The following is a 12945-nucleotide window of genomic DNA, read 5'->3' as shown; positions in this document are numbered from 1 at the left end:
ATTCAATCCATTATAAATTTAACATAATATACATTATGCGAACTATCGGAAACAGTTGTACGTGTAGCCGGTATTGGGGAATACGTTGACCTTCAATACGATTACAGGCAGCCGACACACAGGATATGCCGCCCATACTTTTTTAATCCAAAACATTATATCAACGGGCGCAAACAGTAAATCGCCCAACTTATCCCAAAAATTCTCCTGCTTTTTCATCATTTCTTCTGTCAAATCCTTGGAACGGTCGATTTGAAAACACGGCCTTACATACGTCCCAATTCTCTTTGCAGTGCTTGGATATTTTGCTGTCTGTCCAAAACATTGCTTTGCAATGCGTTGATTTTTTGATGGTTGATGTTGCCGCCTTTTGCCAGACGTGCTTGTGATAACATTTTTTGGGCTTCAGTCAGGGCTTTGCGTTCATTGCTTAATTCTGCTTCGAGAATGGAGCGTCTGCTGTTATTTACAGGTGCTTGTTGAGGCGGCGTATTGGATTTTGCCGGCTTGGATACTGTTTTGACCGGGGCTTTATATTTGACAGCCTGTCCGCCGTTTGACGGTGATGGTGCCGGTTCGGGAGTTTGGGGCAGGATATAGCGTTCGCTGCTGTAGTTGCCGATTGGGGGCAAATCGGTTGAGTGGCAGCTTTTAGACGGCTTGGTGGTGTAAACGGTTTCTCCGTTGATTGTGCAGGTATAGATTTTGGCCGCATTCGCACCCAATGGGCTTGAAATCAGGGAAAGGTTGATTAGGATTAAGGGGAGTTTTGATTTCATAATGTGTTTGATATTCGGATAATAATTTGATTTTTTGAGGATTTTTTGTAAGGTTTTCTTGGCGTTTTATGGGCTTTTCTTTTCGGTTGTTTATTTTTGATTTTCCTTCGGGGCTTTGGCAGCCTGTCTGTTCTTTTTCCCGGCATGTTTTTTGTTTTTCTTTTTGTTTCCTGTGTGTATTTTGGCTTCTTGACTAAGTTTTTTAATTTTCAGGCGGTATCCGCCTCCCTGATGGCTGCTGATTTTAGGTAAATCAGCATCGGCACACGATCCTGACGGGTCTGATGTATATACGCTTTTGCCATTTGAGTTGCAATGGTATATGGAGGCTTGCGCCGCCGCGCCGGAAAGGGACAGGAGACCCAAGGCGGCAAAAAGTCTGATGTTTATACCGGTAAAGTAAAAAGGCGGTGGTAACGTCCGAATTATACCGTTATTGGCAGGCAAAGATAAGCACCCTGCCCGCGCTTCTTTATCGCTCGGCAAACTGTTTCTCGATTTCAGTTTCAATCCGTTCCAATTCTTCTTGACAAGCCAGCCAAGTTTCTTCGATTTGGGCAAGCTGTGTTTTGACTTTTGCCAGCTCGGATAAGGTATTTTGCAATTTTTCTTTGTTTGCTTCAAGGTAAGCGTCTTCTTGTGTTAAAAATGCTTCGCATCCCGTCTGAATTTCAGAAAGCTGCACCATTTCTTTTTCGGCTTTGTCGATTTTCTGTTGTATCGGCTTACTGCGTCGGGCTTTTTCTTGACGGATTTGCGCTTCGATACGCTTGGTATCCTTGCGGTTTTGGCTTTGAGTGGAAGCGGCTGGCGCGGTTGCGGCGTTTTCCTGTGCCAAGCGCCATTGGCGGTAATCGTTCAAATCGCCGTCAAAGTTTTTCAGACGACCTTTGTCTATCAAGAGGAAACTGTCGGTCGTGGCTTCAAGCAGGCTGCGGTCGTGCGATACGACGATTAATGCACCTTGGAAACTTTGCAACGCGAGCGTTAAGGCGTGGCGCATATCCAAATCCAGATGGTTGGTCGGTTCGTCAAGCAGCAGCAGGTTCGGCTTTTGCCAGATAATCATGGCAAGGGCAAGGCGGGCTTTTTCTCCGCCGGAAAAAGGTTCGGTTTTCTGTAACGCCATATCACCAACAAAATCGAAGCCGCCGAGGAAATTTCGGATTTCTTGTTCGCGTACTTCGGGAGAAAGCTGCTGTATATGCCAAACAGGGCTTTGGTCGGCGCGGATGGTGTCAAGCTGGTGTTGGGCGAAATAGCCGATATTAAGTTTTTCGGAATGGACGATGCTGCCGGAGAGTAAATCGATTTTTCCTGCCAAAGCTTTGATAAACGTAGATTTACCGCTGCCGTTGACACCCAATAGCCCGTAGCGTGCGCCGCTTTCCAGCGACAGGGTAATGTCATGCAGGACGGTTTTACCTTCGTAACCCAAATCAGCGTGCTCCAGCTTCAGCAAAGGATTGGGCAGATGGTCGGGATTGTAAAACTCAAAGGAAAACTCGCTGTCCAGATGTGCGGGAGCGATGCGTTCGAGCTTCGCCAACGCCTTCATGCGGCTTTGAGCTTGAACGGCTTTAGTGGCTTTGGCTTTGAAGCGGTCGATAAAGGATTGCAGATGTTTGATTTGCGCCTGCTGTTTGACATATGCGGCTTGTTGTTGCGCCAGACGCTGCGCGCGTTCGGTTTGGTAAAAATCGTAATTGCCGCTGTATTGCGTGAGCTTTTGCTGCGACAATTCAATGGTTTGGGTGGTGGCCGCATTGAGGAAATCACGGTCGTGGGAAATGATGATTTGCGTGCAGGGTAAAGAGGCAAGGTGGTTTTCCAACCACAAGACAGTTTCCAAATCCAAATGGTTGGTCGGTTCGTCAAGCAAGAGCAAATCAGCGCGGCAAATCAGGGCTTGCGCAAGATTCAGGCGCATACGCCAGCCTCCGGAAAAGGATTTGACGGGACGGCTGTGTTCTTCTTGCGAAAAACCCAGCCCGTTCAACAATTTTGCCGCGCGGGCCGGCGCGGTATAGGCGTCGATTTCTTCCAATTTGGCATGATATTCCGCCTGCTTCATGCCGTCATTTTGCACTTCCGCCTGCCTCAATGCCGTCTGAAAAGCCTGCAACTCGGCATCGCCCTGCAAAACGTAATCCAAAGCGGAAATATCCAAATCGGGCGTTTCTTGGGAAACGGAAGCGAGCCGCCAGTTTTTCGGAATCGAGATATCGCCGCCGTCCTGAGTGATTTCGCCCTTGATTAAGGCAAACAGGCTGGATTTGCCCGTCCCGTTCTTACCGATCAAACCGACGCGCTGACCGGGATTGACGGCAGCGGAAGCCTTGTCGAGCAGGACTTTCAAACCGCGTTGCAGGGTGAGGTTTTTGATTTCAATCATAACGGAAACATCGTCGGGCGGGAAAAGCCCGTATTTTACCTGAAAGTCAGTGCCGATGCCGTCTGAAACGGGAAATTTACGGTTGAAGCCAAGCCCAAGCCCTGCGCCCTTCCGAGTGCAGGAAAACCAATGTCCTGAATGCCGAATCGGTATTCATGCATTCCACGCTGATTCCGATTCGGGAAAAATCCGCCATGATTTTGGGATGGATAAACTCCTGAGCCGCGCCCGTCCCGATAATCAATATTTCCGGATAGTCAACAGGTTTGATGTCGGACAACAGGTTTTCCGGAGTCAGGTCGGACAAGGTTCGGCATTGCGGCAGGCAGACCGAATCCTTATGTACAAGCACGGGTTTATGGAAACTTTGCCCCGCCAGCCGGATTCCGCCCGCGCCGCATTCATATTCTGCAAACTGTCCGTCTATCGGATTTTCTTCAAACAACATTTTTTACCCCGTTGCTGCATCATCTGCACCGAAAGGGGTGCAAAATCAGGCGAATTAATGTAGGATTGGCAGATTTCATCTGACGCGCCTGCCGATTTCAGACGGCATTTGATTCAAAGTGCGGCACAATTATACCGGCAGCGGATATTTTCGTCTTTCAATATTTACATTTCAGTCGGCTTACAAGGAGACACAATGAAGCCAGTAAACATCGGTCTTTTAGGCTTAGGTACGGTCGGCGGCGGTGCGGCTGCCGTGTTGCGGGACAACGCAGAGGAAATTTCCCGCCGCTTGGGGCGCGAAATCCGTATTTCTGCCATGTGCGACTTAAGCGAAGAAAAAGCCCGCCAAATCTGCCCGTCCGCCGCCTTTGTCAAAGATCCGTTCGAACTGGTCGCGCGTAAAGACGTCGATGTCGTCGTCGAATTGTTCGGCGGCACGGGCATTGCCAAAGAAGCGGTGTTGAAAGCCATTGAAAACGGCAAACACATCGTTACCGCCAACAAAAAACTGCTCGCCGAATACGGCAACGAAATCTTCCCGCTGGCGGAAAAACAAAACGTCATCGTCCAATTTGAAGCGGCAGTAGCGGGCGGTATCCCAATCATCAAAGCCCTGCGCGAAGGTTTGGCGGCAAACAGGATTAAATCCATCGCCGGCATTATTAACGGCACCAGCAACTTCATCCTCTCCGAAATGCGCGAAAAAGGCAGCGCGTTTGCCGACGTATTGAAAGAAGCGCAGGCATTGGGTTATGCCGAAGCCGACCCGACCTTCGACATCGAAGGCAACGACGCAGGCCATAAAATCACCATCATGAGCGCGCTGGCATTCGGTACGCCGATGAACTTCTCCGCCTGCTATCTCGAAGGCATCAGCAAACTCGACAGCCGCGACATCAAATACGCCGAAGAACTCGGCTACCGCATCAAACTGTTGGGCGTCACCCGCAAAACCGGCAAAGGCATCGAATTGCGCGTCCATCCGACCCTGATTCCCGAAAGCCGCCTCTTGGCAAACGTCGACGGCGTGATGAACGCCGTGCGCGTCAACGCCGATATGGTCGGCGAAACCTTATATTACGGCGCGGGCGCGGGCGCATTGCCGACCGCTTCCGCCGTGGTTGCCGATATCATCGACATCGCCCGCCTGGTTGAAGCCGACACCGCCCACCGCGTACCGCATCTGGCGTTCCAACCCGCCCAAGTCCAAGCGCAAACCATCCTGCCTATGGACGAAATTACCAGCAGCTACTACCTGCGCGTCCAAGCCAAAGACGAACCGGGCACGCTGGGGCAAATCGCCGCGCTGTTGGCACAAGAAAACGTGTCCATCGAAGCCTTAATCCAAAAAGGCGTTATCGATCAGACCACTGCCGAAATCGTGATTCTGACCCACAGCACGGTCGAAAAACACATCAAGTCGGCAATCGCAGCCATCGAAGCACTGGATTGTGTGGAAAAACCGATTACCATGATCCGCATGGAAAGCCTGCATGACTGAGCCGAAACACGAAACGCCGACGGAAGAGCAGGTTGCCGCGCGCAAAAAAGCAAAAGCCAAAATCCGCACCATCCGCATTTGGGCGTGGGTCATTTTGGCGTTGCTCGCTTCAACCGCCCTGCTCTCCCAATGCGCGATGTCCAAACCGCAGGCAAAACAGAAAATTGTCGAGTCTTGCATGAAAAATATTCCGTTTGCTGAAAAATGGCAGAACGATTTGAAAGCGCGCGGCTTGGATGCGGACAATACCCGTCTCGCCGTCGACTACTGCAAATGTATGTGGGAGCAGCCTTTGGACGGATTGAGCGAGAAACAGATCAGCTCCTTCGGCAAACTCGGTGCACAAGAACAGCTTGACCTGCTCGGCGGCGCAAACGCGTTTGAAACTCGAGACAAACAATGTGTCGCGGATTTGAAAGCCGATTGAACCTCAGGTCTGGAATGCCGTCTGAACGCGGGGAAAAGCGTTTCAGATGGCATTTTTCCATCCGGGTTTGACGGGCAGCCCTTCATCCGAATCCGACGGGCAAACCCCTATCCTGATTCGGCGGGGAAAACAAAAAGCCGATTCTTCAAGGAATCGGCTTTTGCTGAAAAACAGTTTACAGTGCGTCTTTCAATGCTTTACCTGCACGGAATTTAAGCGTTTTGGCGGCGGCAATGGTCAGAGGCTCGCCGGTTTTGGGGTTGCGGCCTTGGCGTTCCGCACGTTCGCCGACGTAGAAAGTACCGAAACCGACCAGAGTAACGGTGTCGCCTTGTTTCAGGGCGTTGGTTACTGCGTTGGTAGTGGCATCCAAAGCTTTTTGTGCGGCGGCTTTGGAAATATCGGCTTCTTGAGCAATCGCTTCGATCAATTCAGACTTGTTCACAATCAGTCCCTTCCTGTCTTAAAAAATGATGAAATGCCCGAATACTCGGGGTTTGTACTGCTTGAGCAACTTTCGCTTTATAGCAATTCTGAAATTGCCGTGTCAAGCAAAAAATACGGAATCGCCCTATTTTACAGGCTTTCAGGACGAAACCGCATTTTTACAACACATTTCCTGCGTTTCAATGTTTGATTGCCCTGCTGCGGGGTTTCGGTTTTGAAGCGGATTCCGCCGCCGCTTCCGCGGCAGAAGGTTCTGCCCAAGACTCAGGCCGGCTTTCCAAACCCAAAGCCAATACCTCGTCTATCCATTTGACCGGATGGATGGTTAATCCGGTTTTCACGTTTTCAGGGATTTCTTCCAAGTCTTTGACATTGTCTTTCGGAATCAGGACGTGTTTGATGCCGCCGCGAAGCGCAGCCAACAGTTTTTCCTTCAGACCGCCGATCGGCAGGACTTCGCCGCGCAGGGTAATTTCGCCCGTCATGGCAACATCGGCACGCACCGGAATTTTGGTAAAGGCGGACACCATCGCCAAAGTCATAGCAATGCCTGCGCTCGGACCGTCTTTCGGCGTTGCACCTTCGGGAACATGGACATGAATGTCTTTTTTCTCGTAAAAATCAGGAGCCAAACCTACTGATTCCGCACGGGAACGGACAACAGACCATGCAGCGGATACAGATTCCTTCATCACATCGCCCAACTGGCCGGTACACTGGATCATGCCTTTACCCGGTAATGCTGCGGCTTCGACAGTCAGCAATTCGCCGCCGACTTCCGTCCAAGCCAAACCGGTAACCTGTCCGATGCGGTTTTCACTTTCGGCAACGCCGTAATCGAAGCGGCGCACGCCCAAGTAGTCATGTAGGTTTTTCTCATTGACTTTAACCGCCCTAGGCTTGGCTTTGCTGGTTTTCTTGGTTTCAGACAACCTCTTCTTATCTTCGTTCAAGGTAATCTGCATCACCACCTTACGGCAGATTTTGGCAATTTCGCGGTCGAGCGAACGCACGCCCGCCTCTCGGGTGTAATAACGGATAATATCGCGTACCGCGCTTTCTTCGACCACCAATTCGCCTTCTTTCACGCCGTTGCGTTTCATTTGCTTCGGTACGAGATACTGCATCGCGATATTGATTTTCTCGTCTTCGGTATAGCCGGACAGACGGATGATTTCCATACGGTCAAGCAGCGGGGTCGGGATATTCAGGCTGTTTGAAGTCGCAATAAACATCACGTCGCTCAAATCGTAATCCACTTCGGCATAATGATCGGCGAACTTGTTGTTTTGTTCGTGATCGAGCACTTCAAGCAACGCGCTGGCGGGATCGCCCCGAAAGTCGCTGCCCAATTTGTCGATTTCGTCGAGCAGGAACAACGGGTTTCTTACGCCTGCTTTTGCCATATTCTGCAAAATCTTGCCGGGCATAGAGCCGATATAGGTACGGCGGTGCCCGCGGATTTCGCTTTCGTCGCGCACGCCGCCCAAGGCCATACGGACATATTTCCGCCCCGTTGCTTTGGCGATGGATTCGCCCAAAGAGGTTTTGCCCACGCCCGGAGGGCCGACCAAACACAGAATCGGACCTTTGAGCTTGTCCATACGTTTTTGGACGGCGAGGTATTCCAAAATCCGTTCTTTGACTTTTTCCAGGCCGTAGTGGTCGGCATCCAGCACCAGTCCGGCTTTGGCGATGTCTTTGCTGACGCGGGATTTTTTCTTCCACGGCAGTCCGAGCAGGGTGTCGATGTAGTTGCGTACGACGGTGGATTCGGCAGACATCGGCGGCATCATTTTGAGTTTTTTCAGTTCGGACAGGCATTTTTCTTCCGCTTCTTTGGTCATACCCGCCTTTTTGATGCCTGCCTCCAAGGCATCCAGTTCGCCGTTTTCGTCTTCTTCGCCCAATTCTTTGTGTATCGCTTTAATCTGTTCGTTCAGATAATATTCGCGTTGGGATTTTTCCATTTGGCGTTTGACGCGTCCGCGTATGCGTTTTTCGGCCTGCATAATGTCGAGTTCGGATTCCAGCTTTGCCAGCAGGAATTCCATCCGTTTGCCGATTTCGGGAATCTCCAAAATCTGTTGGCGTTGCGCCAGTTTCAACTGCAAATGCGCTGCGACCGTATCGGTTAGCCGGCTGTTTTCGGCAATGCCGTTGATGCTGCCGATAATTTCGGCAGGGATTTTTTTATTGAGTTTGGCGTATTGTTCAAACTGCGCCAACAGGGTGCGGCGCACGGCTTCGAGGTCGGTATTGCCGCCCGTGTCTTCTTCCACGACCGCCTCTATATGAGAAACGAACAGCCCGCCCGTGTCTTCGATGGTCAAAACACGTCCGCGATACAGCCCTTCGACCAGCACTTTTACCGTGCCGTCGGGCAGTTTCAACACTTGCAGGACTTGTGCGACGGTACCGGTCTGATACAGGTCGGCGGCAACCGGTTCTTCTACCGCCGCATCGGTTTGCGCCAACAGGAAAACCGGTTCCTCGCGGGTAATGGCGTTTTCCAGTGCGGCGATGGATTTCGGCCTGCCGACGAACAGCGGCAGAACCATATGCGGGTAAACGACGACATCCCGTAAAGGAAGGGTCGCCAAAGCAGCATATTCCTCAAAATGCTTTTCTTTTTGTGTCATGGATACTCTCTTGTGTCTGACAGGATACGGATTGCCGCGTAAATTGGGGTTGAAAGTATTATTTCAAGCATACGCGGTTTATTTATGGAGTTTGATGCCATGCCGTCTGAAACATTCCGGCTTCAGACGGCATGGGCTTGGAAAGACAAGGCGGGAACAAAAAAACAGTTCTGTGTTGCCGCTCCTTGCTGTACCATCCGTATGGTTTGCGGTTCTGCCGCCCTATTTTCAAAACATGACGCAGGTATCCCATGTCTTCTTTTATTTTTCCCGATAACGGGTTCGAATGGCGCAACGAAAGTCTGCAAAAGCCGCCCAAAGGTTGGTATTATGTCCGCGAAAGCGGTGCAGACGGCATTTTGAAGGCTACCTATCAAAATATTGCAACTGTCTGGCAGGGCGATTTCCACAATGCCAAACAGGTGCTTTCGGCAATGAAGAAGAAGGTCCGCAAACCTGCCGCCGTCCGTTCCGATGCAGATATCGCCGCCCTTTTCCACGCCCACCGTATGAAGCAGGCGCAACAGAGCCGTATTCTGAATATGCTTGCCGTTGAAATCCGCCCCGGTTTCGTGTTGGACAACAAACGCGCGCCCGATATACGCGCCGCTTTGCTCGACGTGTACGGAGAGGCGGACGGCAAACCGTTTTTTCTGCCGCTCAATCTGCTGCTGGGGTTTATGGGTGTGCATGAGTGGCATAAGAAAGATACTACTTTAATTGACAACAGCATCTTTACAATTCATTTTCAACCCATTGAATTTCAATATTTGAAAATTCACCGGATTTCAGACGCGGCAAAGCAGGCATTTAAAAAATGCCTTTTTTCCTTTCGGGATTTACGCCGATTTGTAACGCGATGGATCGTAATCTCCGCCTTTCTTATGTACGTGATACGCAATAACGGCGAGTTTACGCATCAATGCTGCGATGATGACTTTTTTAGGCTTCTTCTTTTCTTCCAGCCTTTTGATGAAGTCGGGAAATGCCCTTATCCGGTATGCGACCATGGCCGGCATAAACAAGACGGCGCGTAATTTCCTGTTGCCAAACTTGGTCAGTTTGCCTTTTCCCCTTACGCTTGTCCCGGATTCTTTTTGTTGCGGGCTTAAGCCTGCGAACGCTGCAAATTTGTTTGATGTTTCAAATTTCGAAGATGTTAGATGATGAAACAATACGGCTGCGGTCATTCTGCCTATTGCCGGTATGGTTTCAAGACGCTTCACGCCTTCCTTGCAGTTAGGCTTCTCCGTCTGCTCTTTTATCTTCTCCTTTAAAACTTCAAGCTGTTCATTCATGGCTTTGATGATTTGCGCATATGCTTTGGCCGCTTCTTCATCTTTTGCCGCGTGATGACGGTTTTTCATTGCCGCGCATTCGCTTTTGATTTGCGCGTATGCTGCGATCATCCGTGAAAGCCTGTATTGCTCGTCCGTAGGCTTCTGCCTCTTTACAAGCTCGCTTTCCTGCGCCGACCGGCAATACTGCGCTATCAGCTTTGCATCCTGTTTGTCTGTTTTGGTTCGCTTGAACCTGCTTTCTGCATACTTGCTTATTTTCAGCGGGTTCACTACGTAAACGCTGTAATACTGCGCGAAGTAGTCGGCAACTTCTTCATAATAGTTTCCCGTTGCCTCCATACAGATATGCAGATTCTGACATCCCAAGCTTTTCAACCGGTCCGAAAACTGATTTAAACCTTTTGAATCGTTGTCAAACTTTGCCGAATATTCGGCATTGCCGACAATGGCCGTTGCGTCAAATGTCAGCTTGGATATGTCCAATCCTACAGTGTTACGCAATATATAAGGGGTTGCCGTTCCGCAGTTGGGCGGCAGCATACACGTTCCTTTCGGCGTATTCTCGCCGTTGCGCGGCGAATATCTCGACCTGCTTGCCCATGCGCCGTCAACGGGTTTTCAGACGGCATTCGATATCGGGACGGGCTCGGGCGTACTTGCCGCCATTTTGGCGAAACAGGGCATTCCTTCCGTCATCGGCACGGATACCAATCCGAGGGCGGTTGCCTGCGCCCGTGCCAATATTGCCCGTTTGGGTTTTGAAAAACAGGTTGAAATCCGCGAAACCGATTTATTTCCCGAAGGGTTTGCCGACCTGATTGTCTGCAATCCGCCCCGGCTTCCCGCCAAGCCGACTTCCGCCGTCGAATCCGCGTTATACGACCCCGAATCTGCGATGCTGGCTGCGTTTTTGCGTGATGCGCCAAACATCTGAATCCCGACGGAGAAATCCGTCTTATCATTTCCGACCTCGCCGTGCATTTGGGGCTGCGGTCTGCCGACTTTTTGGAAAAGGCATTTATCCGGGCGGGTTTGCGTGTTGAGGATGTTTTGAAAACCAAACCGGTTCACAAAAAAGCTGCCGATTCGAACGATCCGCTGGCTTTTGCCCGAAACAGGGAAACTACTTTCCTGTGCCGTTTGAAAAAGGCATAAGGGGCGGTGGCGTGCTTCCGACGGTAGGCATCGGAACGCCCGCGCCGCCGGCACGGCATCATTCGGGCGGATTATTCTTGTGAAAATACCCGCTCAAGCATACTGTCCAACGCCGTCTGACGGACTTTGACGGTGTTTACCGCCTGACAAAATGTCTTTTTGCCGCCGAAAAATACGAATTTTTCCCTGGCGCGGGTAATAGCGGTATATAACAGCTCCTTACTCAATCCGGACAATGCATCGTCCCCTTCGTCCGAAGGTGCGTCGGAAGGCGGCAGCAGCCAGACTTCCCGATATTCCGAACCTTGGCTTTTGTGGACGGTCATGGCGAATGCGGGTTCAAATTCGGGCAGGCAGCTTACCGCTACCTTTTTAAATCCGTCCGCATCGGCAAAATAGGCGGCAAGGCTGCCCTGCCGTCCGACATCTTCCATAATCAGTCCGATGTCGCCGTTGAACAGCTCAAGCGCGTAGTCGTTCTGTCTGATCATAATCGGCTCTCCGGCGAAATAGGCCAAATGTTCCGGTATGTTCATTTTGCGGCGTACATAGCTGCAATAGGCTTCGTTGAAGTCTTCCGCATCCTGCCGCCAAGCTGCCAGAACCACGATATCCGAGATGCCTGCGTATGCGGCTTCGATATTGCCGTCTTTTACCGCCTGCCAATAGGCTTTGTGCGCCCGGTACAACCTTTCGACCCGAGCATTCGGACTGCATTCCGAATGTTCCAGTTCGTCCGGAAACCGGTCAAACAATGCCCACGCCCCTTCATCGCCCGATACGGCGGCACGGGCAAGGCAGCCGATGCCGCTGTTGTCGCCGAAGCGGTGGCTGAACGACAGATGGGCGGTGTTTTGCGCCAACACGGGCGGATTTGCGCTGACGCTGAAACCGTGTTCCGGAAGGAAACCGGCCAGCCTTTGGTGCGTTTCTCCGTCCAAAACGGTTTTTTGCGACAAAACGGACAGCACCGCCCCGATTCCGACGGACGGGAGCTGGTTTTCATCGCCCAGCAGAATCACGCGCGCGCCGGTTTTGACCGCTTTCAAAAGTTGCAGCATCAATGCGGTATCCAACATGGAGGCTTCATCGACAATCAGCACGTCGAACGGCAGCGGACGGATATGGTCGAACGCCGCCTGCATTTTGGGCGGGCTCAGCTTAAGCAGTCGGTGGACGGTTTGCCCTTCCAGTTTGAGCAAATGGCGGCGGACGGCCTCCGGCGCGTCAAAACCGTTGATTGCACGGTGCAGTGCGCGCGCCATATGTGCCGCCGCTTTGCCCGTCGGTGCGGCAAGCGCGATATGGGGAAGATTTTCGTTTTCACCGCAAATCAGTGCCAGCAGTTTGGCAACCGTTGTCGTTTTGCCCGTTCCCGGCCCTCCGGTAATCACCATAAAAAACTGCAACAGTGCCAAGGCGGCCGCATCGCGCTGTCCTTCGCTTCCCGCGCCTTGAAACCATTTTGCGAGGTTTTGCCGCGCGCCTGCCGCGTCGGGGGCGGACGTGCCGGCTGCCGCCAAGCGTTTTATTTCGGCAGCCAAATCGTATTCCAACTGCCACATCCTGCCCAAAAACAGCCTTCTGCCTTCCAAAATCAAAGGCGCGGCGGATGTTCCGACCACGGGTGCGAGTGCCGACAGCGCGTCAGCCTCGTCCCCGCTCAAACGGATAAACGAATGACCGTTTTGCAATGCCTGAAACAGGCGTTCGGTACAGTTTGCAAGCACTTCGTTGCCCGAACCCGCATAGCGTTCCAAAAAACGGATTGCCGCCCTTGCCGCCGCTTGGGCAAATTCATCTGTCTGCAGTTCCATCGTATTCCTTGTCGAAATGCCGTCTGAAGGC

10 protein-coding genes and 2 pseudogenes are annotated in these 12945 nt (G+C 51.6%); 4 read left to right on the top strand and 8 right to left on the bottom strand.

The genetic code is table 11. The features are described from left to right. Window positions 1-266 precede the first annotated feature (266 nt). From HT085_RS04355 to HT085_RS04340, 4 genes are all read right to left on the bottom strand, one after another. A complete protein-coding gene (locus HT085_RS04355) occupies window positions 267-779 on the bottom strand; it encodes a hypothetical protein (protein ID WP_003688633.1) in 513 nt (170 codons plus the stop codon). Window positions 780-869: 90 nt separating this feature from the next. After that, complete coding sequence (locus HT085_RS04350) at window positions 870-1265, bottom strand: hypothetical protein (RefSeq protein WP_010358122.1); 396 nt, start codon at window positions 1263-1265, stop codon at window positions 870-872. Continuing rightward, the gene (locus HT085_RS04345) at window positions 1252-3174 is read right to left on the bottom strand and encodes an ATP-binding cassette domain-containing protein (protein WP_003691184.1); all 1923 of its coding nucleotides are present in this window, start codon (window positions 3172-3174) and stop codon (window positions 1252-1254) included. The genes HT085_RS04350 and HT085_RS04345 overlap by 14 nt, the downstream gene beginning before the upstream one ends. 76 nt (window positions 3175-3250) lie before the next feature. Beyond that, window positions 3251-3622 (bottom strand): Mth938-like domain-containing protein, encoded by a 372-nt coding sequence (locus tag HT085_RS04340; RefSeq protein ID WP_003688636.1) that lies wholly within the window; start codon window positions 3620-3622, stop codon window positions 3251-3253. A gap of 195 nt (window positions 3623-3817) precedes the next feature. Here HT085_RS04340 and HT085_RS04335 point away from each other — a divergent pair, with 195 nt between their 5' ends. Next, window positions 3818-5125 (top strand): homoserine dehydrogenase, encoded by a 1308-nt coding sequence (locus tag HT085_RS04335; RefSeq protein WP_003695291.1) that lies wholly within the window; start codon window positions 3818-3820, stop codon window positions 5123-5125. Then, the gene (locus tag HT085_RS04330; RefSeq protein ID WP_003688638.1) at window positions 5118-5552 is read left to right on the top strand and encodes a hypothetical protein; all 435 of its coding nucleotides are present in this window, start codon (window positions 5118-5120) and stop codon (window positions 5550-5552) included. The genes HT085_RS04335 and HT085_RS04330 overlap by 8 nt, the downstream gene beginning before the upstream one ends. A 175-nt stretch (window positions 5553-5727) precedes the next feature. Here HT085_RS04330 and HT085_RS04325 read toward each other — a convergent pair whose 3' ends face one another. Both HT085_RS04325 and lon read right to left on the bottom strand, forming a co-directional pair. Continuing rightward, window positions 5728-5997: an HU family DNA-binding protein gene (locus tag HT085_RS04325; RefSeq protein WP_003688640.1), complete on the bottom strand. Its 270-nt coding sequence runs from the start codon at window positions 5995-5997 to the stop codon at window positions 5728-5730. A gap of 181 nt (window positions 5998-6178) precedes the next feature. Further along, a complete protein-coding gene (gene lon, locus HT085_RS04320) occupies window positions 6179-8641 on the bottom strand; it encodes an endopeptidase La (RefSeq protein ID WP_003691187.1) in 2463 nt (820 codons plus the stop codon). A 251-nt stretch (window positions 8642-8892) separates the two neighbouring features. Here lon and HT085_RS04315 point away from each other — a divergent pair. Continuing rightward, window positions 8893-9352, top strand: a pseudogene (locus HT085_RS04315) (methyltransferase); the annotation flags it as partial. A gap of 128 nt (window positions 9353-9480) precedes the next feature. Here the strand turns inward: HT085_RS04315 and HT085_RS04310 are convergent. Further along, window positions 9481-10443 (bottom strand): IS110 family RNA-guided transposase, encoded by a 963-nt coding sequence (locus tag HT085_RS04310; protein ID WP_017147020.1) that lies wholly within the window; start codon window positions 10441-10443, stop codon window positions 9481-9483. 7 nt (window positions 10444-10450) lie between these two features. Here HT085_RS04310 and HT085_RS04305 point away from each other — a divergent pair. Further along, window positions 10451-11097, top strand: a pseudogene (locus tag HT085_RS04305) (methyltransferase); the annotation flags it as partial. Window positions 11098-11168: 71 nt separating this feature from the next. Here the strand turns inward: HT085_RS04305 and recD are convergent. Beyond that, complete coding sequence (gene recD, locus HT085_RS04300) at window positions 11169-12914, bottom strand: exodeoxyribonuclease V subunit alpha (protein ID WP_003691195.1); 1746 nt, start codon at window positions 12912-12914, stop codon at window positions 11169-11171. Window positions 12915-12945 lie beyond the last annotated feature (31 nt).

This window comes from Neisseria gonorrhoeae (genome assembly GCF_013030075.1).
Taxonomy (GTDB): Bacteria; Pseudomonadota; Gammaproteobacteria; order Burkholderiales; family Neisseriaceae; genus Neisseria; species Neisseria gonorrhoeae.
Note: the sequence above shows the minus strand (reverse complement) of the source record. Positions and strands in the feature narration are given on the sequence as shown.